At 59.9% G+C, this 15,765-nt stretch carries 16 protein-coding genes and 1 tRNA gene; 12 read left to right on the plus strand and 5 right to left on the minus strand.

Annotated features, from left to right (window positions below):
- The first annotated feature begins 1 nt into the window (after nt 1).
- Together gatA and ACN0SY_RS16300 are read left to right on the plus strand one after the other, a co-directional pair.
- Nucleotides 2-1,486 (plus strand): Asp-tRNA(Asn)/Glu-tRNA(Gln) amidotransferase subunit GatA, encoded by a 1,485-nt coding sequence (gene gatA, locus ACN0SY_RS16295; RefSeq protein ID WP_417688965.1) that lies wholly within the window; start codon nt 2-4, stop codon nt 1,484-1,486.
- A 283-nt stretch (nt 1,487-1,769) separates the two neighbouring features.
- Nucleotides 1,770-2,876 (plus strand): NAD(P)/FAD-dependent oxidoreductase, encoded by a 1,107-nt coding sequence (locus ACN0SY_RS16300; RefSeq protein ID WP_417688967.1) that lies wholly within the window; start codon nt 1,770-1,772, stop codon nt 2,874-2,876.
- Between the two features lie 42 nt (nt 2,877-2,918).
- On the opposite strand, the gene ACN0SY_RS16305 is transcribed toward ACN0SY_RS16300, so the two are convergent.
- Entirely contained in the window at nt 2,919-3,176 is a 258-nt protein-coding gene (locus tag ACN0SY_RS16305) for a YjhX family toxin (protein WP_417688969.1), read from the minus strand.
- A gap of 224 nt (nt 3,177-3,400) precedes the next feature.
- A complete protein-coding gene (locus ACN0SY_RS16310; RefSeq protein WP_417688971.1) occupies nt 3,401-3,655 on the minus strand; it encodes a hypothetical protein in 255 nt (84 codons plus the stop codon).
- Nucleotides 3,656-3,899: 244 nt separating this feature from the next.
- Between ACN0SY_RS16310 and ACN0SY_RS16315 the strand changes: the two genes are divergently transcribed.
- Nucleotides 3,900-4,199, plus strand: a complete 300-nt coding sequence (locus ACN0SY_RS16315) for a phosphatidylglycerophosphatase (RefSeq protein WP_417688973.1) — start codon at nt 3,900-3,902, stop codon at nt 4,197-4,199.
- Nucleotides 4,200-4,258: 59 nt separating this feature from the next.
- On the opposite strand, the gene ACN0SY_RS16320 is transcribed toward ACN0SY_RS16315, so the two are convergent.
- Nucleotides 4,259-4,510, minus strand: coding sequence for a DUF6455 family protein (locus ACN0SY_RS16320; protein WP_417688975.1), 252 nt, complete (start codon nt 4,508-4,510; stop codon nt 4,259-4,261).
- A gap of 980 nt (nt 4,511-5,490) precedes the next feature.
- The gene (locus ACN0SY_RS16325; protein WP_417688977.1) at nt 5,491-5,649 is read right to left on the minus strand and encodes a hypothetical protein; all 159 of its coding nucleotides are present in this window, start codon (nt 5,647-5,649) and stop codon (nt 5,491-5,493) included.
- A gap of 554 nt (nt 5,650-6,203) precedes the next feature.
- On the opposite strand from ACN0SY_RS16325, the gene ACN0SY_RS16330 reads away from it, so the two are divergent.
- The 6 genes from ACN0SY_RS16330 (at nt 6,204) to ACN0SY_RS16355 (ending at nt 12,284) form a co-directional block, all read left to right on the plus strand.
- Nucleotides 6,204-7,307, plus strand: a complete 1,104-nt coding sequence (locus ACN0SY_RS16330) for a flagellar hook-length control protein FliK (RefSeq protein WP_417688979.1) — start codon at nt 6,204-6,206, stop codon at nt 7,305-7,307.
- Nucleotides 7,304-7,591, plus strand: a complete 288-nt coding sequence (locus ACN0SY_RS16335; RefSeq protein ID WP_417688980.1) for an EscU/YscU/HrcU family type III secretion system export apparatus switch protein — start codon at nt 7,304-7,306, stop codon at nt 7,589-7,591. Before ACN0SY_RS16330 ends, ACN0SY_RS16335 begins: the two co-directional genes overlap by 4 nt.
- A 166-nt stretch (nt 7,592-7,757) precedes the next feature.
- Complete coding sequence (gene gatB / locus ACN0SY_RS16340) at nt 7,758-9,239, plus strand: Asp-tRNA(Asn)/Glu-tRNA(Gln) amidotransferase subunit GatB (RefSeq protein WP_417688982.1); 1,482 nt, start codon at nt 7,758-7,760, stop codon at nt 9,237-9,239.
- Between the two features lie 181 nt (nt 9,240-9,420).
- Complete coding sequence (locus ACN0SY_RS16345) at nt 9,421-10,962, plus strand: ArnT family glycosyltransferase (protein WP_417688984.1); 1,542 nt, start codon at nt 9,421-9,423, stop codon at nt 10,960-10,962.
- Between the two features lie 25 nt (nt 10,963-10,987).
- Nucleotides 10,988-11,449: a GNAT family N-acetyltransferase gene (locus tag ACN0SY_RS16350; protein WP_417688986.1), complete on the plus strand. Its 462-nt coding sequence runs from the start codon at nt 10,988-10,990 to the stop codon at nt 11,447-11,449.
- Between the two features lie 121 nt (nt 11,450-11,570).
- A complete protein-coding gene (locus tag ACN0SY_RS16355) occupies nt 11,571-12,284 on the plus strand; it encodes a glutathione S-transferase N-terminal domain-containing protein (RefSeq protein ID WP_417688988.1) in 714 nt (237 codons plus the stop codon).
- Nucleotides 12,285-12,410: 126 nt separating this feature from the next.
- Here the strand turns inward: ACN0SY_RS16355 and ACN0SY_RS16360 are convergent, their stop codons facing one another.
- Nucleotides 12,411-12,833 carry a DUF2147 domain-containing protein gene (locus ACN0SY_RS16360; RefSeq protein WP_417688990.1) on the minus strand — a complete coding sequence of 141 codons (423 nt, stop codon included), beginning with the start codon at nt 12,831-12,833 and terminating at the stop codon, nt 12,411-12,413.
- A gap of 457 nt (nt 12,834-13,290) precedes the next feature.
- Here ACN0SY_RS16360 and ACN0SY_RS16365 point away from each other — a divergent pair, with 457 nt between their 5' ends.
- From ACN0SY_RS16365 to ACN0SY_RS16375, 3 genes are all read left to right on the plus strand, one after another.
- Entirely contained in the window at nt 13,291-13,560 is a 270-nt protein-coding gene (locus ACN0SY_RS16365; protein WP_417688992.1) for a hypothetical protein, read from the plus strand.
- A 327-nt stretch (nt 13,561-13,887) separates the two neighbouring features.
- Nucleotides 13,888-13,977: transfer RNA gene (locus tag ACN0SY_RS16370), tRNA-Ser, on the plus strand.
- Nucleotides 13,978-14,055: 78 nt separating this feature from the next.
- The gene (locus ACN0SY_RS16375) at nt 14,056-15,750 is read left to right on the plus strand and encodes a DUF6538 domain-containing protein (protein ID WP_417688994.1); all 1,695 of its coding nucleotides are present in this window, start codon (nt 14,056-14,058) and stop codon (nt 15,748-15,750) included.
- Nucleotides 15,751-15,765 lie beyond the last annotated feature (15 nt).

The following is a 15,765-nucleotide window of genomic DNA, read 5'->3' on the forward strand; positions in this document are numbered from 1 at the left end:
TATGACCGATCTGACGAAACTGACGATCGCCGAAGCGCGCGAAAAGCTGGCGAAGAAGGAATTCACCTCGCTCGAGCTGACCGATGCCTTCCTGAAGAACATCGAAGTGGCCAACGGCCAGATCAACGCCTATGTTGCGGTGACCGCCGACCAGGCCCGCGACATGGCCAAGGCGTCCGACGACAAGCTCGCCAAGGGCGAAGGCGGCGCGCTGGAAGGCATTCCGCTCGGCATCAAGGACCTGTTCGCGACCAAGGGCGTCCACACCCAGGCCTGTTCCCACATTCTGGACGGCTTCAAGCCGGTCTATGAATCCACGGTGACGTCGAACCTATGGGCCGACGGCGCAGTCATGCTGGGCAAGCTCAACATGGACGAGTTCGCCATGGGCTCGTCCAATGAGACCTCCTACTACGGCAATGTGGTCAACCCTTACCGCAAGAACGGCTCCGACGAAGCCCTCGTTCCGGGTGGATCTTCCGGCGGGTCTGCGGCGGCTGTCGCCGCCCGCATGTGCATGGGTGCGACGGCAACCGATACCGGCGGATCCATTCGCCAGCCGGCCGCGCTGACGGGCACCGTCGGCATCAAGCCGACCTATGGCCGCTGCTCGCGTTGGGGTGTCGTTGCCTTTGCATCATCGCTGGACCAGGCAGGCCCGATCGCCCATACCGTTCGTGACAGCGCGATCCTCCTGAAGTCCATGGCCTCGGTCGATGCCAAGGACACGACGTCGGTCGATATCGAGGTGCCGGACTATGAGGCTGCCATCGGCAAGTCGGTGAAGGGCCTGAAGATCGGTATTCCGGCTGAATATCGCGTCGATGGCATGTCTTCGGAAATCGACGAACTGTGGCAGAAGGGCATTCAGTGGCTGAAGGACGCCGGCGCCGAGATCGTCGATATCTCGCTGCCGCATACCAAATACGCCCTGCCGGCCTATTACATCGTCGCTCCGGCGGAAGCCTCGTCCAACCTTGCCCGCTACGACGGCGTTCGCTACGGCCTGCGTGTTCCCGGCAAGGACATCGTCGACATGTACGAGAACACGCGGGCCGAAGGTTTCGGCGAAGAGGTCAAGCGCCGTATCCTGATCGGCACCTATGTTCTTTCCGCCGGCTATTACGACGCCTATTACCTCAAGGCCCAGAAGGTGCGTACGCTGATCAAGCGCGACTTCGACCTGGCCTGGGCCAATGGTGTCGATGCGATCCTGACGCCGGCGACCCCGTCCGCTGCCTTCGGCATCGGCGACAAGGAAATGCATTCAGACCCGGTCAAGATGTACATGCAGGATATCTTCACCGTGACCGTCAACATGGCGGGTCTTCCGGGCATTTCGGTTCCCGCGGGTCTCAGCAGTGAAGGCCTGCCGCTCGGCCTGCAGCTGATCGGAAAGCCCTTCGATGAGAGCACGCTGTTCCAGATCGGTTCCGTGATCGAGAACCAGGCTGGTTCCTTCGAGCCGGCCAACTGGTGGGGCTGAGGCCCTTCGGGTTCATGATCTTGCCGCCCCGGCCTTGAGCCGGGGCCACTGACACGAGTGCAGGTCCCGGCTCAAGGCCGGGACTGCAGCCGAAAACAAATACACCATCATTTTTGGGGGCATGTCCGAGGTAGCTCTGTTTCCAGAGCCTCATCCTGAGGAGAGCCGACAGGCTCGTCTCGAAGGATGTGCCACATCTTCCGGAATTGCCGCCCATCCTTCGAGACAGCGCCAAGGCGCTTCCTCTGGATGAGGTTGGTTCTAAGATAGCGTGAGATCTGCCATGCACGACATTGAGACCATCGTCATCGGAGCAGGGGCCGTGGGGATGGCGAGTGCGCGCGCGCTGGCACTCGGTGGCCGGGAAGTCATGGTTCTCGAGCAGCATGATCTGATCGGCTCGGAAACGAGTGCCCGCAATTCGGAAGTCATTCACGCCGGGATCTATTATCCGAGGGGCAGCCTCAAGGCCCGCGCCTGCGTCAGGGGCAAGGAGCTGCTCTACGATTTCTGCGCTGCCAACGGCGTTGCGTGCAAGCGCATCGGCAAACTGATCGTTGCGACGACGGATGCCCAGGTCGGAGAGCTTGCGAACATCCGGGCGCGGGCGGCCGCCAATGGCGTTGACGATCTTGTGTTCATGGATGCGTCCGAAGCCGGGGTCCTCGAACCCGAGCTCGTCTGCAAGGGCGCGCTGATGTCGCCCTCCACGGGTATCATCGACAGCCACGGCTACATGCTGGCGCTTCAGGGCGAACTCGAAGCCAACGGTGGACAGGTTGTTCTGAATACCAGGGTTCTGTGGGTTTCCCGGATGGATGGTGGTGGCTTCCGGATCGAGGTGCTGGCCGAAGGTGATGAGACATACGCCATCACTTCAAGGGAACTCGTGATTTCGGCTGGCCATGGTGCCCCGGGACTTGCAGCAGGTATCGACGGAACCGACGCTCCGAAGGCCTATCTTGCCAAGGGCAACTACTTCAAGATCGACGGCAAGGCGCCGTTCTCGCGCCTGATCTATCCGGTCCCGACCAAGAATACGGGAGAGCTCGGCGTTCACGTCACACTGGACCTGCAGGGACGCGTCCGCTTTGGTCCTGATCTGCAATGGGTCGATGAATTCGAATACTCGGTCGATCCGGCGCGGGGGGAGGTCTTCCATGATGCGATCCGCCGCTATTGGCCGGGCCTCAAGGACGGGATGCTTCAGGCGGATTATTCAGGCATCCGCCCCAAGATCCATGGGCCTGGCGAGCCCGCACCGGATTTCCGTATCGATGGCAGCAACGCCCATGGCATCGAGGGGCTGGTGGCGCTGTATGGGATCGAATCTCCCGGCCTGACATCGTCCCTGGCGCTCGCCGAAGAGGTCGCTCGCCTGCTTTCCTGAAAGCAAAGAACCCGGCACGGGTGGTGCCGGGTTCTAAGGTTTTTACCGGTTGTCCGGCTGCGCACGGACGCGCCGCAGGCCCAGTTCGGTGATCCGGTAGGGGCCGCCGCCGCGTGAAGCGATATAGCGGCGCCGTTTCAGCTTCTTGAAAAGCGGCAGATTGCAGCCTGACCAGCTCCAGCCGTCGCGTGTGACGGTCGTGCTGTCGATGATCTGGCCGTTGTCGTTCTTCTCGACGCGAATGCAGCCGCCTTGAGCCAGCAGGTGGAGGACCCGCTGTTCAGGTTTCGAAATGTCCATTGTCTTTGAGATCTTGATGCAGAGGATCGATCACGCTCGGCAGCAGGCGCATGCTGGCGTGTTGTTCCTTCGTTGCCTGGCTTTGGGAGTCAGGCCTTACCGGGCCTCTCGGCGGGTTTGCATCAAATCTCCATAGGTATGCAGAGACACTCTTGCTCGACAAAAGTGTCAATAATCGGACGCGTCGAAATCCGTCACGTGTGCAGGCTTGCCGAGGCTGACCCTCAGCTGCTTTCCGCTGGCCAGTAGCCACTGGCCTCGTGCCGGGCAACTGCGAAGGTTTCGATCTCGGTCGATCCGCAGCGCGCGCATGTCAGACTCTCGGAAATCGCGGAAACGACGGTTTCGGCTTCAAAACGCCGGTCGGCCATGTACCGGAAACGGCTGCAATGGTCACACCGGAAACCCAGGCGAAGTCCCCGCTGGCGCATGTCTTCGATCGTTGTGCAGGATATGTTCTTCAATGCGGTGGTCGTCATGCAGAAATTACTTACCTGAAAAGTCATTCTTATAATAACGAAGCCATCCTACGGTGCATCACCAATGCGCGCAACAAGAATGCCATGAATACATTATTTAGATCAAATATATGTGGGGTTGTACTTTCTGGGGTTTCTTGACTGTTTTTGTCTGGTTTCACGCTCAATGTTCGGGAAGCGTCACGGCGTCGCTGCGCTGTAAATGAGGCTCGCAAATGCATCTCTGCCACGCTAGACAAGGAGAATGATGACACTTTCCGATACATGGCTCGACCTTTTCGGCCTGGCCGGCCTTTTGAACCCGATCTCCCTTGCGATCGGAGCATACCTTGGCTGGAAGGCCGATCAGGCTGCAAAAATCGCCATTGCCGGTTTCGCCGGAGCGATTCTCTCTCTGATTTTCGAGGCGGGCTGGGGCCTTCTCGGCTTGCCGGCATTGTTCCCGCATGATGCAGGTGCTCTTGCGACGATCCCGTTCCGTTTTGTCGGGGCTTCGGCCGTTGCCATTGCAGCCTATGTGATTGCGCGCCGCCGCCGAACTTGATCAGGCCTTCGGGCCGATGGGCTCGTAGGCTCTGACCAGGAAGCATCAGGTTGCGGTGTTCAGGTTTTCAGCCAGTTGCTGAAAACCTCCGCATTCGGGCAATTGCTCATGGGGGCGTCTGCGCCTTCGCAATTATCCTCAAGCCAGCGGGCACATGCCTTTGTGTGTGAGCAGGTGAGGCAGCGAGACGCTGCCAGACGCAGGTCGCTCTCAAGTGACAATCCTGCGGGCATCTTGTCCATGGCTCCGATCGTTTGGATCATTCTGCCCATGAGATCGGCCCGTTCATTCATTCGATCAATCCAGCGCATCACGGCTTCTCCGGAAGGTTACTCTTGCTTTTGTCTTTGTTCGTCCGTTGCCCCACATTCTCGATACGTTGACGACGGATGGATTGCGTTGATCCGTGTCAATCCGGAGTGCCTGCCTATCTTGTGCTTTCCATTGGGTTAGGAAACTCTGTTAGTTTACGCAGGTGCGCATCCTGCGAGACTGCGCGAAATGCGTTGAGGAAGCTACATGGTCGGTCACATCGCTGCCCTACAGATGACGCAGGCATCGCGCCAGACTTCGGGCACGCTGAAGCTTGAGCCGGGCATGGAAGTGCAGGCCCGGGTGGTTGAAAGCGGACGCGACAATGTTCTGCGCCTTGCGGTCGGGAAACAGACGGTCGATGTGAAAGCGAGTGAGGCGCTACCCAAGGGAACCGAGGTGACGATCAAGGTTTCCGGCGATACGGCTCAACCGCAAATCAGAATCATTCCGGTGCAGACGGGAGCAACTCCCTCCGGCACGCCTGCCACGCCTTCTGCGCCATCCTCGCCATCGGCAGCGGGTGCCACTCTTCCGCAGGTTCCGCCCGCCCAAGGCCAATCCCCCCAAAATCAGGCTCCGCAGGTTCAGGCTCCTCAAGTGAAGGTGCAACTGACCGGATCGCTTCCGCTCCAAATGGCGAGTGCTCCCGCCGCCCTGCCTTCAGGCGCATCCGCAAATGTCTTGTCGTCTCCTGGCGTGTTGTCAGGCCTGACGGGACAAGGTGCGCCGGGAGGCCAGCCGGTCCCGGCAGCGAGTGCGGGAAGTGGACCGGTGACCTCTGCAGGAACATCGCCCGCGGCAACAGCGTCGGGAGCTGCGCAGGCGGTGCCCAATCCGGCCGCGGGAGGCAAAATTTCACCCGCCGCCACGTCGGTGACTTCACCCGTGGTGGCGCAGACGGGCGCGCAAGGGGGTGTTCCTTCCCCATCGGTAGCGAACACAAAAGCGCCTTCCGGCTTATCTCAGACGGCAAATGTCACCAGCGCTGGGTCCGGTCCGGCGCCTTCGCCATCAACCGGTGTCCAAGGACCCGGACCTGCAAGCGGATCACCCGTTGGAGCGGCAAACGCGCAGACGGGTCTTGCAGGGAGCGCTCCGCCCGCCGGATCTCAAGCAACTGGTGGCCTTGCGACATCCGCGGCTCCAACCGCCTCTCCAACAGCGGGCGGTTCCCAATCGGTCGCAGCTCAACCCGTTCCGCCAGGCTCCCCAGCTCCAGGTTCTCAAGCTGTTGTCTCTACATCCGAGATGCTGCCTGCCGGGAATCCTTCCTCGGGAGGAGGTGCCTCCGGAACGCCAGTGGCCGGAAAGGCGGCTGCTGCGCCAGCGGTAGCGAGTGCCTCATCACCTGCAGGACCGGCAACGCGCACCGGTGCGGGGCAGCGGGTCGCTCAACCGGGGGCGGCGGCGGGAGGACAAGCACCAATCCCAAATTCGCCTTCAGGGCCGGCCCCGAGCACATCTATCCCAAGTGCTCCCGCTGCTTCGGCCGCTCCGTCAAATGCCGGGGCTCCGCCAATGGATCCGGGCGCGCGGCTCGTCACGGGAGGGCAGGGTATCCCCCTACAATCATCGCCCGGCTCAGGCGGACAGGCGCAAGCCGCGCCGACGTCAAACCTCGCCGGTTCGACAGGCAATCCCGGCGCAGGGGCGACGCCCAGCTCCAATATATCAGCAGCTGCAAATGCCGTGTCCGGCGCGCAAGGTCAATCGACAGCCGAACGGGTACAGAGCCAGGTGACGGGGCGTCTTGTGGCGTCCTATCCGCAGGCGTCCGGCTATAGCGCGGCAACGTCGCCCGTTGCATCAGCTACAACCTCCGGGGCCAGGACGCCGGTTTCGCAGCAGCTTGTCGATGCGGCTGCCCAGCTGAGACCGGCGCTTGATGCCCAGCAGAGTTCGCTTTCCGGGGTCTTCTCCCAGGTGCAGACGGTCAGCGCGGCAGCCGCCGCAGGCACAATCACTGTCAGCGAGCCGGTCAAGCAGGTCATGCAGCAGATCCTCGGTCTGCGTCTCGGCGGCTCCTCCGCGCCAAGCGCTGGTGACATTGGGGCGGCAGTCAGAAGCTCCGGTGTGTTCGCGGAGGCGGGCCAGGCGGCAGGAAAGGCTGACAGCGAAGATCTCAAGATGCTTCTGGGGCAGTTGAAGGGCCTGTTGGCCGGACTTGGGGTCAAGGCTCAGATTCCGCGCCCCATGGTGCAGCCGCCCGTGCCTAACCTTCACGCAGGTCCGCGCGGACAGGCGCAATCCCGATCGTCGTCAGCTTCCGAAGGCGCAGCCAAGGCTTTGAACGCACAGGAGCTTCTCGGCAAACTGATGCAGGACACAGACAGCGCCCTTGCCCGGATCCGGCTGACACAGATGGTCAACCGTGGCCTCGGGGACGACGACGGTCCTGTCTCCCGGGCATCGCAAGGCCGGGCCATGGATCTGGTCATGGAGCTTCCGATCGCGGTCGGGCAGGAAACGGCGGTCATGCAGATGCAGGTCGGACGCGATCCCGATCATGACACCGGCGAGGGAGACGAGGGGCGCGCCTGGCGGCTGCGGTTCGGGATGGACCTGACCGCTACCGGACCATTCGAGGCGGCCATCAGCCTACGCGGTGGCGGGACTTTCGTCAGCCTCTGGATCGAGCGTGAGGAAACCTATCAGGGACTGGGAGGCCAGCGCGAGACCATCGAGGCCGCCTTTGCCGATGCGGGCCTCGACCTGCAGGAACTGCGCTTCATTCGCGGCCTGCCCATGCGGGTACAGGCTTCCGCAGGCGCCAAGGTGGACCGGCAGTCATGAGCGAGACGAAGTCCAAGGGCTCTGAAAAGAAACTTGCCGTCGCGCTTTCCTATGACGGCGACACTGCGCCCACCGTTACCGCCAAGGGCACCGGCTCGGTTGCCGAGAGGATCGAGGAACTGGCCCGCGAAGCCGGGGTGCCGATCGAAAACAATCCTATGATGGCCGAAGCGCTTTCGCAGATTGAAATCGATCACGAGATCCCGGTCGAACTCTACCAGGCGGTTGCCGTCCTAATTGGCTTCATCATGCGCACGGGCAAGACTCAAAATCCGCCGCAATAGTCGCGGATTAATTGCAGGTCAGTGCTCCTGCGGCCATGAAACGCTTGCGGCGTGCAAAATTCCCGATTAGGCATCTGCGCAACGGATTGTAATGCCCGTGGGCTGGTTTTATACGGAAAGCCGAGGCCCGCAGCGGCAAGTTACCAGCGAACAGGATTTGAGACGCATGACGATTGTCGACGCACGCACGCCCGATCCGAAGAAATTCATCAAGGGCGCGACCGGCGACTGGGAAATCGTGATCGGTATGGAAGTCCATGCCCAGGTCACGTCGGAAGCCAAGCTTTTCTCCGGTGCTTCGACGGAATTCGGCAAGGATCCCAACGACAACGTCAGCCTCGTCGACGCGGCCATGCCCGGCATGCTTCCCGTCATCAACGAGGAATGCGTGCGCCAGGCGATCCGAACCGGCCTTGGCCTCAAGGCGGCGATCAACCTGAAGTCCGTGTTCGACCGCAAGAACTATTTCTATCCGGACCTGCCGCAGGGCTACCAGATCTCCCAGTTCAAGCAGCCGATCGTCGGCGAGGGCAAGATCATCCTCGACATGCCCGACGAACGGGTCGAGATCGGTGTCGAGCGCCTGCACCTTGAGCAGGATGCGGGCAAGTCGCTGCACGACCAGCATCCGTCCATGTCCTTCGTGGACCTGAACCGCTCCGGCGTTGCGCTGATGGAGATTGTTTCCAAGCCGGACCTGCGCTCGGCGGATGAAGCCAAGGCCTATCTGACCAAGCTGCGCACCATTCTGCGCTACCTCGGAACCTGCGACGGCAACATGGACCAGGGCTCCATGCGCGCCGACGTAAACGTCTCCGTGCGCCGTCCGGGTGGTGAGTTCGGCACCCGCTGCGAGATCAAGAACGTCAACTCGATCCGCTTCGTCGGTCAGGCGATCGAATATGAAGCCCGCCGCCAGATGGCGATCCTGGAAGACGGTGGTTCCATCGACCAGGAAACCCGTCTGTTCGATGCTGTGAAGGGCGAGACCCGCTCCATGCGCTCCAAGGAAGAAGCGCATGACTACCGCTATTTTCCGGACCCGGACCTGTTGCCGCTGGAGTTCACGCAGGAATTCGTGGACGAACTGGCCAAGGACCTGCCGGAACTGCCGGACGAGAAGAAGGCCCGCTTCGTCAAGGATTGGGGCCTGACGCCATATGATGCCGATGTTCTGGTCATGGAGCAGGTGTCTGCTGCGTTCTTCGAGGACGTTGCCAAGGGACGCGACGCGAAACTCGCTGCCAACTGGGTGATCAACGAACTCTTCGGCCGCCTGAACAAGGAAGGCCTGGATGTTTCGAGCAGCCCGGTTTCCGCGGCCCAGCTTGGCGGCATCATCGACCTGATCAAGGAAGGCACGATTTCGGGCAAGATCGCCAAGGACCTGTTCGAGATCGTCTGGACCGAGGGCGGTGACCCGGCCGAGATCGTCGAGAGCCGCGGCATGAAGCAGGTCACCGACACCGGCGCCATCGAGGCCGTTGTCGAGGAGATCATGGCTGCCAACCCGGACAAGGTCGAGCAGGCCAGGGAAAAGCCGAACCTCGTCGGCTGGTTCGTTGGCCAGGTGATGAAGGCCAGCCAGGGCAAGGCCAACCCGCAGGCCGTAAACGACATCCTGAAAAAGAAGATCGGCATCGAGTGACCGTCTTCGGAAAAGCGGCCGCTTCCGGTCCGCTTTGAAATTTCAACGCCTCGCAGCCTTCTGCGGGGCGTTTTGTTTTTGGGGCACTGCAGCCACCGTCCTGGCAAAATCCGGTTTGCGGCTGTGTTTTCCGGCGGCAATGGGATAAACCGGGACCATATTCAAAGAGCCTCGATTCCAGATGCACTCCGCCGCCGATACCTCGCCAAGTCGTCCTTCCTTCTTCGCCACGCCGCTTGGCGTGTGGGGCATCGTTGCTCTCTGGGGCCTTGCGCACATGCTGCTGCGGGCGCTCATGTCGCCGGTGCTCGGAACGGATGACATGTTCGAGAATATTCTCGTGCAGGAACTCCACGCCGGCTATGTGTTGCGCCAGCCGCCGCTTTACGAGTGGCTGCTCTGGTCGATCCAGCAGGTCACCGGCCCGACGATCTGGAGCTTTCTCAGCCTGAAATACGGCCTGATCTCGCTGTCGGCCCTGTTCCTGTTCCTGATTGCCCGCCGTGCCATTCCGGACGTGCGTCTCGCCGCGCTTTGCGTCTTTTCCTATTCGCTGTTCTATCAGTTCGGCTGGAACCTTCATGAAGGGGTGACCCACACGGTCGTGCTGGTGACGGCCTGTTCCGCAAGTGCCTGGGGTTTCATCCGGGCGCTGGAAACGCGATCTTTCAGTGCCTACGCGATCTTCGGCGTGGCCATTGGCGCGGGGCTTCTTGCCAAGCATTCCTATCCGCTCTTCGTTCTGGCACTGCTGCTGACCGCCCTCAGCGACCGGCAATGGCGCGGGCGGCTGCGACCGTCCGGCCTGATCGTGTCTCTGCTGTCGGCTGCGGTGGTCTATAGCCCATATCTCTACTGGGTTCTCAGTGAGGGGCTTGCGCTGATGAACGAGGTCGCGGTGACGATGGGCGTCCGGGATGCGAGTTCGCATGCCTTCCGGGCCATCTCGGGCCTTGGAAAGCTCGGTTTCGGGCTTCTCGGCTTCTCCGTTCCGTTGGTGCCATTGGTGCTTGCTCTTTTCTGGCAACGCTACGCCGGGCGGCTCGAGCCCAGGTCCGAGGCGGTCAACGGTGTTGCGCGGCTGTGCGGGCGCACGGTGCTTGTCATGATCGCGCTGACCGCTCTCCTGATCGTTGTCACCGGCGCGACATACGTGAAGGAGCGGCACATGCATCCGCTCCTGATCCTGTTGCCAATCTGGCTTTTCGCCGATCTTGCCCGTTTCGAAGCAGGGCGCCGCTGGCGGTGGCTGACGATTGTCGTGATTGGCTTTGCTCTTGTCGCCTTGCTTGCCCGGGTTCCCGGACTGGTGGTACCGGACAAAACCATGTGCGGCGGCAAATGCCGGCACATGAAGCCCTATGCCGGTATCCAGGGTGAGCTTGCCGCGCTTGGGGCCGCGCGTGCGACCCTTGTCGCCGACGACGAGTACACGGGCGGAAACCTTCGTGTTCTGTTCCCGCAGGCTCGTATCCTCGCACGCGGTCGTCTGACACCGGGCAGTGCGCGCGAGCTTTGCTTCTATATATGGGAGGCAGGCGAGGGCGCCCCGGCAGGGGGCGCGTCGCAGGATTTTGCAAAGCGTTTGGAGCGCGAAACGGCGCCGGCTCAACCGGGCCGCTATCTGAAGGCTGACTGGCCGCACCTATGGAAGGAGGAAGGCTGGCGCACCACCTGGTGGGGCGTACAACCGCTTGAGGTCTCCGATCCGCTATGCCGCTAGAAGATCCCGATCTGAGGAGAAGAATTTGACGATCGACATTTCCATCGAAAAGGCACGGCCTGAACATCTGGCGCCTATCCTGTCGATCCTGATTGCGGGCGCGGCCGGTGCCCGGATCGGACAGGAAAGCGACAATGTCGAGGAGTACCGGGCGGCCTTCGATGCCATGCTGGCGGCGCCGGAGATGGATGTCTATGTCGCGCTTTCCCCCGAAGGCGAGGTTCTGGGGACGTACCAGATCCATTTCCTCAAAGGGCTGGCATTCCGCGGCCGCTCCCGCGTCGAGCTTGAGAGCGTCCACACCCGCGAGGACATGCGCGGCAAGGGCATCGGTGCGCTGATGATGGCCCACGCGGAAGCATTGGCGCGGGAGGCCGGAGCCGGACTGATGCAGCTCACCTCCAACAAGGTGCGGGTCGATGCGCACCGCTTCTACGACCGCCTCGGATTTGCCCAGAGCCATCTCGGCTTCAAGAAGATGTTATGACGGTCTGACTTTTTCCCTGCTGCAGCGCTTGCGGGGGCAATGAGGACGACCTAAATCATCGGTATTCAACGATGAATATTCATCTCTCTGAATTTACCGAATTTCCAAGCAGGAGCGCCACATGGCCGTCACCCAAGAAAAGCCGATTGAACTTTACTACTGGCCGACGCCGAACGGCTGGAAGATCTCCATCATGCTGGAGGAACTCGGCGTTCCCTATGACCTGAAACTGATCAATATCGGCGCCGGTGACCAGTTCGCTCCCGATTTTCTAAAGATTGCTCCCAACAACCGCATGCCGGCCATCATCGATCCGGAAGGCCCGGACGGCGAGCCGGTGTCTGTCTTCGAATCCGGTGCGATCCTGCAGTATCTCGGCCGCAAGTTCGGCCAGTTCTATCCCACGGATGAGCGCAAGCGCATCGAGACCGAGGAATGGCTGATGTGGCAGATGGGTGGATTTGGCCCGATGCTGGGCCAGAACCATCACTTCCGCATCTATGCGCCGGAAAAGCTTCCTTATGCAATGGATCGCTATCTCAACGAGACCCATCGCCTCTACGGTGTCTTGAACAAGAGGCTGGAAGGCCGCGACTATGTCGCCGCCGGTGAATACACGATTGCGGACATGGCCATCATTGGCTGGTCGCAAGGCTGGGAACGTCAGGGCATGGACCTTGAGGAATTCCCGAACGTGAAGGCCTGGAAGGCGCGGCTCGACGCCCGTGATGCGGTTCAGAAAGGTCTGGCCGTGGGCAAGGAAGAGCGTGAGAAGGTCAACCTTGCCGCCGACAAGGGCGCGCAGTCGGTGCTCTTCGGTCAGCGCGCCAAGTAAGACAACTGTCTTTTGAAATCCGGTTTGGTATCGGAAATCTGATAACGAGAAAGGCGCGTCACCCGGGTGGTGGCGCGCCTTTTTCTTTTGCCCGCGCCTTTTGACGCTGGCGCCGGTTTGGACGGGTTACTTGACGCGCGTCCAGGTCTCGCCCTTGCAGATCAGTCCGCCCATCACGCAGCCTTCCAGCTTCATCTTGTTGCCCGACGGCATCTGGATGAAGCCGGTATAGGTCTTGCCGTCCTCGGCGTTATAGACCGTGCCCTTCCACTGGCCCTGCTTGCCGGTCGGTTTCATTGCGTTGACGATCTGGACCCCAAGCAGAGGGCGGGTGCGCTTCGCCGGATCCGGGTTGGCCGTATCGTTGCGCGGCTCCTTCAGCCAGATCAGCTTGCCGCAGATGGCGCCGCCGCATTGCGCGATCCGGATCTTGGACGAGCCGCTCGGGCGAGCCCATTCGCCGGTCGGATCGTTCGCGAAAGCTGCGCTGCCGCCTGCCGTCAGCAGGGAGGCTGCAAGAAGCAGCCGGGTAACATGTTTCCTCGCCATGGTTTCCTCCCAAGGTCATTCCGTTAACGGAAGGTTCAATCTACCGGGTGCGAGGAAAGCTGGAAAGCCGTCACCTTACGTCATGGGCGCGGATTTTCTTGCCCGGCCATGAAGCCGATCGAGAGCGCGTCTCAGCGCCCCTTCGCCTGCCGGGAACGAGAGAAATGGCTTCCGCACGCACAGAAGAGCGGCAGGCAATCTGAGTCATGGTAAGCAAATCCTTGCGATGACTTGTTCAGTTTGAATCGAACTGTAATGAAAAATCGGGCTTTTTTGCCCGGTCATGCTTACCTGTTTGTAAAATTCACGCCCGCTTAAGTCTTTGTTCGGTCTCTGTTAAGTTAGAACTTTAACGGTGCTTTTAACCGCTTTTCCCAAGATGAGCTCAAGAAACGCAGCGTCACTCGGCGCTCCGTTTCGGGGATGCCTCAGGGCAGCAATTAATGGGGAGAGCATCATGGCTCGTTTTGAAATCTATTCGGCCGACATGGCCATCATGGGCGAACAGCCCGCCAGCGCCGACATCCTGTTCCAGATGGGTCTGGACAGCGCTTGCGGCCGCCACGGCTGCACCGATCTGATCAGTGCCCACAAGTGGTTCAACATTGCCGCGCTCAAGGGCAACTCGGAAGCTGCTCGCTATCGCAAGGAAATCTCCGGCGAAATGAGTGCGTCCGAAATTGCCGAGGCACAGCGTTCGGCCCGCGAATGGCTGTCGATGCATTGATCGCCCGGTGCCGTCATGACGGCTACCGCATCGCGGATGCAAGGTGATCATGGCGTTCGACCTCCCGTCGCCATGATCCCGCCCGCTTCGGGCCTTCATGATTTTTGAATTTCTCACCGCCAGGGCACCGTTTATTTTGCTGTTGGCGTAGCTTGCTTTTTCTCTTTGCGCCGCTTGCAGGGATTTGCAGCGCGCGAACGCCCGCATCGTCAGGGGCATTGACCGGGCATCGTTTTCCAGCGTTCAGGCATTGGTCACGGACGATCCACAATCTTGTCTGACCAAAGCTCTTGCAATCCCTGTCATATCAGGTATCAGAGGCCTACCGGAGAGGTGGCCGAGTGGTCGAAGGCGCTCCCCTGCTAAGGGAGTAGACGGGCAACCGTCTCGAGGGTTCGAATCCCTTCCTCTCCGCCATATTTAAGTTATTGATTTTATTGGATGTTGAGCTCTTCTGGGCGGGGTTGTACCCACTTTTGTACCCGGAATTGCAATATGCGTTACCTGACACGACGCCAAAGCGGATTCCGCTTCCAGATCCGGATTCCTTGTGATCTGGAAGGCATTTATGGCAAAACACCAATCCGGATTGCGCTTGGTCCGATTCCTACCATGAAAGCCAGGAGCCTAAGCAGGCTGCTTGCAGGACGGGCTGAGCAGATTTTTTCGTCCATTCGGTTGAGCGGCACAATGAACTCTCCTGACACCAAACAAAGCGATGAGCGTGATCAGATCATCGAAAAGCTACAGGAGATGCTGTTAGAGGCGTTATCGGACGCTGAAGTTTTACAGGCACAAACGGAAGAGAAGCACAAAATTGAGCTACAAACGCTCAAGCTGAGGATGACAACCGCTGAGTATGTCAGGCAACAGGCGATGACCGAGCGCCTTAAGGTCTTAGGCGAAAAGTTGGTATCCGTTGAAAATACAGTCAGAAATACGGTTAGTCGCGCAAAAGAACGGTTGAAGCAACAAACGGATCAACAGTCTGTCAGAGACCTGTCTGCCGAGATCCAAGAAATGAAATCGTTGCTTGCTCAAACTCTGAGTGGAGGGCCGCCAAAGCCTCTCCTGTCCGAAGTTTTGGACAGATGGAGAAAGGCGAAGTTAAAGCAGGGTGTCGCCGCGAAGAACGTCAATGGCCAAATAAATCGGATAAGAAATTTTATCGACTATTGCGGTGACCGACCGCTGAACACATACAAGTTTCTCGATTTTCAGGAGTACGCAAACCTACTTGTTCATGTTCCAGCGAACTGGCATCGACGGCCGGAAATGCGTGACGGCACTCTGCGGGAGGCCGCTGAATACAACGACGGACTGCCGCCTAAGCGAAAGCACGAGACATTCACGGAAACCACAATTTCAGAAAAATATCTTAGCCCGCTTAAAAGCATATTCCGGGACATGGCTGGTCAGCACGATTTTCCAAATCCGTTCGTCGGTGTCGCAGTGCGCATTTCGACCGACGCCCGAGAATCTGTTGAACGACAACCCCTTTCCACCGATGAGTTGAACATCTGGTTCCGGAGCGCAGCTCGGGAAAAACGCCCGGACCTGAAATGGCTACCACTACTCGCAACACTGACAGGTGCTCGTCTCGCCGAACTGGTGTTTCTACAAGGCAAAGACATAATCGAGGTGACGCCTGGTCGTTGGGCGGCGGACTTGACGAAACCGCTGGAAAATGAAGATGGCGAGGAGGAAGACCGTAGGACCAAGAACCGGGGGAGCAAGCGGCTGTTTGCGCTCCACAGTGCGCTCATTGAAGCTGGGTTCATGCGCTATGTCGCCACGCGTCGTGATGAGGAATGGCTGTTTCCACACGCCCATGGAAAGGGTGAAGATGCAGTCCAGCACCCCGCAGATGCGGCTTCTAAGAGATTGAACCGCCGCCTGAAACAGGCGGGAATTCACAAGCCTTATGAAGTCACGTTTCATTCGACTCGTCATTCCGCCAAAGACTTTTTCCGGGATGGCAAGGTGCCGGAGCATACGCACGACATGCAAACGGGACATGTTACGAAGACTGTCGCGCGCGGCTACGGTGCGAAAAAACTCCGGAATATGGATGTGGAATTGTTAGCAGCCCTCCCACTACCGGAGGGGTTAGACCTGTCACCCTACCTGGAGGCAGAAAGGAGGCGACAGGATGCGTATCGTAAGGGCCATATGGCCAATTTGGACTGACCAGAGACGAAGATC

Source organism: Roseibium sp. (assembly GCF_048261595.1).
Taxonomy (GTDB): Bacteria; Pseudomonadota; Alphaproteobacteria; order Rhizobiales; family Stappiaceae; genus Roseibium.

Excerpts from the sequence above, each read along its gene's own strand:
- ACN0SY_RS16345 (WP_417688984.1), top strand. The coding sequence starts at position 9,421 with ATGCACTCCGCCGCCGATACCTCGCCAAGTCGTCCTTCCTTCTTCGCC.
- ACN0SY_RS16360 (WP_417688990.1), bottom strand. The coding sequence starts at position 12,833 with ATGGCGAGGAAACATGTTACCCGGCTGCTTCTTGCAGCCTCCCTGCTG.
- ACN0SY_RS16300 (WP_417688967.1), top strand. The coding sequence starts at position 1,770 with ATGCACGACATTGAGACCATCGTCATCGGAGCAGGGGCCGTGGGGATG.
- ACN0SY_RS16320 (WP_417688975.1), bottom strand. The coding sequence starts at position 4,510 with ATGCGCTGGATTGATCGAATGAATGAACGGGCCGATCTCATGGGCAGA.
- gatB (WP_417688982.1), top strand. The coding sequence starts at position 7,758 with ATGACGATTGTCGACGCACGCACGCCCGATCCGAAGAAATTCATCAAG.
- ACN0SY_RS16375 (WP_417688994.1), top strand. The coding sequence starts at position 14,056 with ATGCGTTACCTGACACGACGCCAAAGCGGATTCCGCTTCCAGATCCGG.
- ACN0SY_RS16355 (WP_417688988.1), top strand. The coding sequence starts at position 11,571 with ATGGCCGTCACCCAAGAAAAGCCGATTGAACTTTACTACTGGCCGACG.
- ACN0SY_RS16325 (WP_417688977.1), bottom strand. The coding sequence starts at position 5,649 with ATGTCGCAAGGCCACCAGTTGCTTGAGATCCGGCGGGCGGAGCGCTCC.
- ACN0SY_RS16315 (WP_417688973.1), top strand. The coding sequence starts at position 3,900 with ATGATGACACTTTCCGATACATGGCTCGACCTTTTCGGCCTGGCCGGC.
- ACN0SY_RS16310 (WP_417688971.1), bottom strand. The coding sequence starts at position 3,655 with ATGACGACCACCGCATTGAAGAACATATCCTGCACAACGATCGAAGAC.
- ACN0SY_RS16365 (WP_417688992.1), top strand. The coding sequence starts at position 13,291 with ATGGCTCGTTTTGAAATCTATTCGGCCGACATGGCCATCATGGGCGAA.
- ACN0SY_RS16305 (WP_417688969.1), bottom strand. The coding sequence starts at position 3,176 with ATGGACATTTCGAAACCTGAACAGCGGGTCCTCCACCTGCTGGCTCAA.
- gatA (WP_417688965.1), top strand. The coding sequence starts at position 2 with ATGACCGATCTGACGAAACTGACGATCGCCGAAGCGCGCGAAAAGCTG.
- ACN0SY_RS16335 (WP_417688980.1), top strand. The coding sequence starts at position 7,304 with ATGAGCGAGACGAAGTCCAAGGGCTCTGAAAAGAAACTTGCCGTCGCG.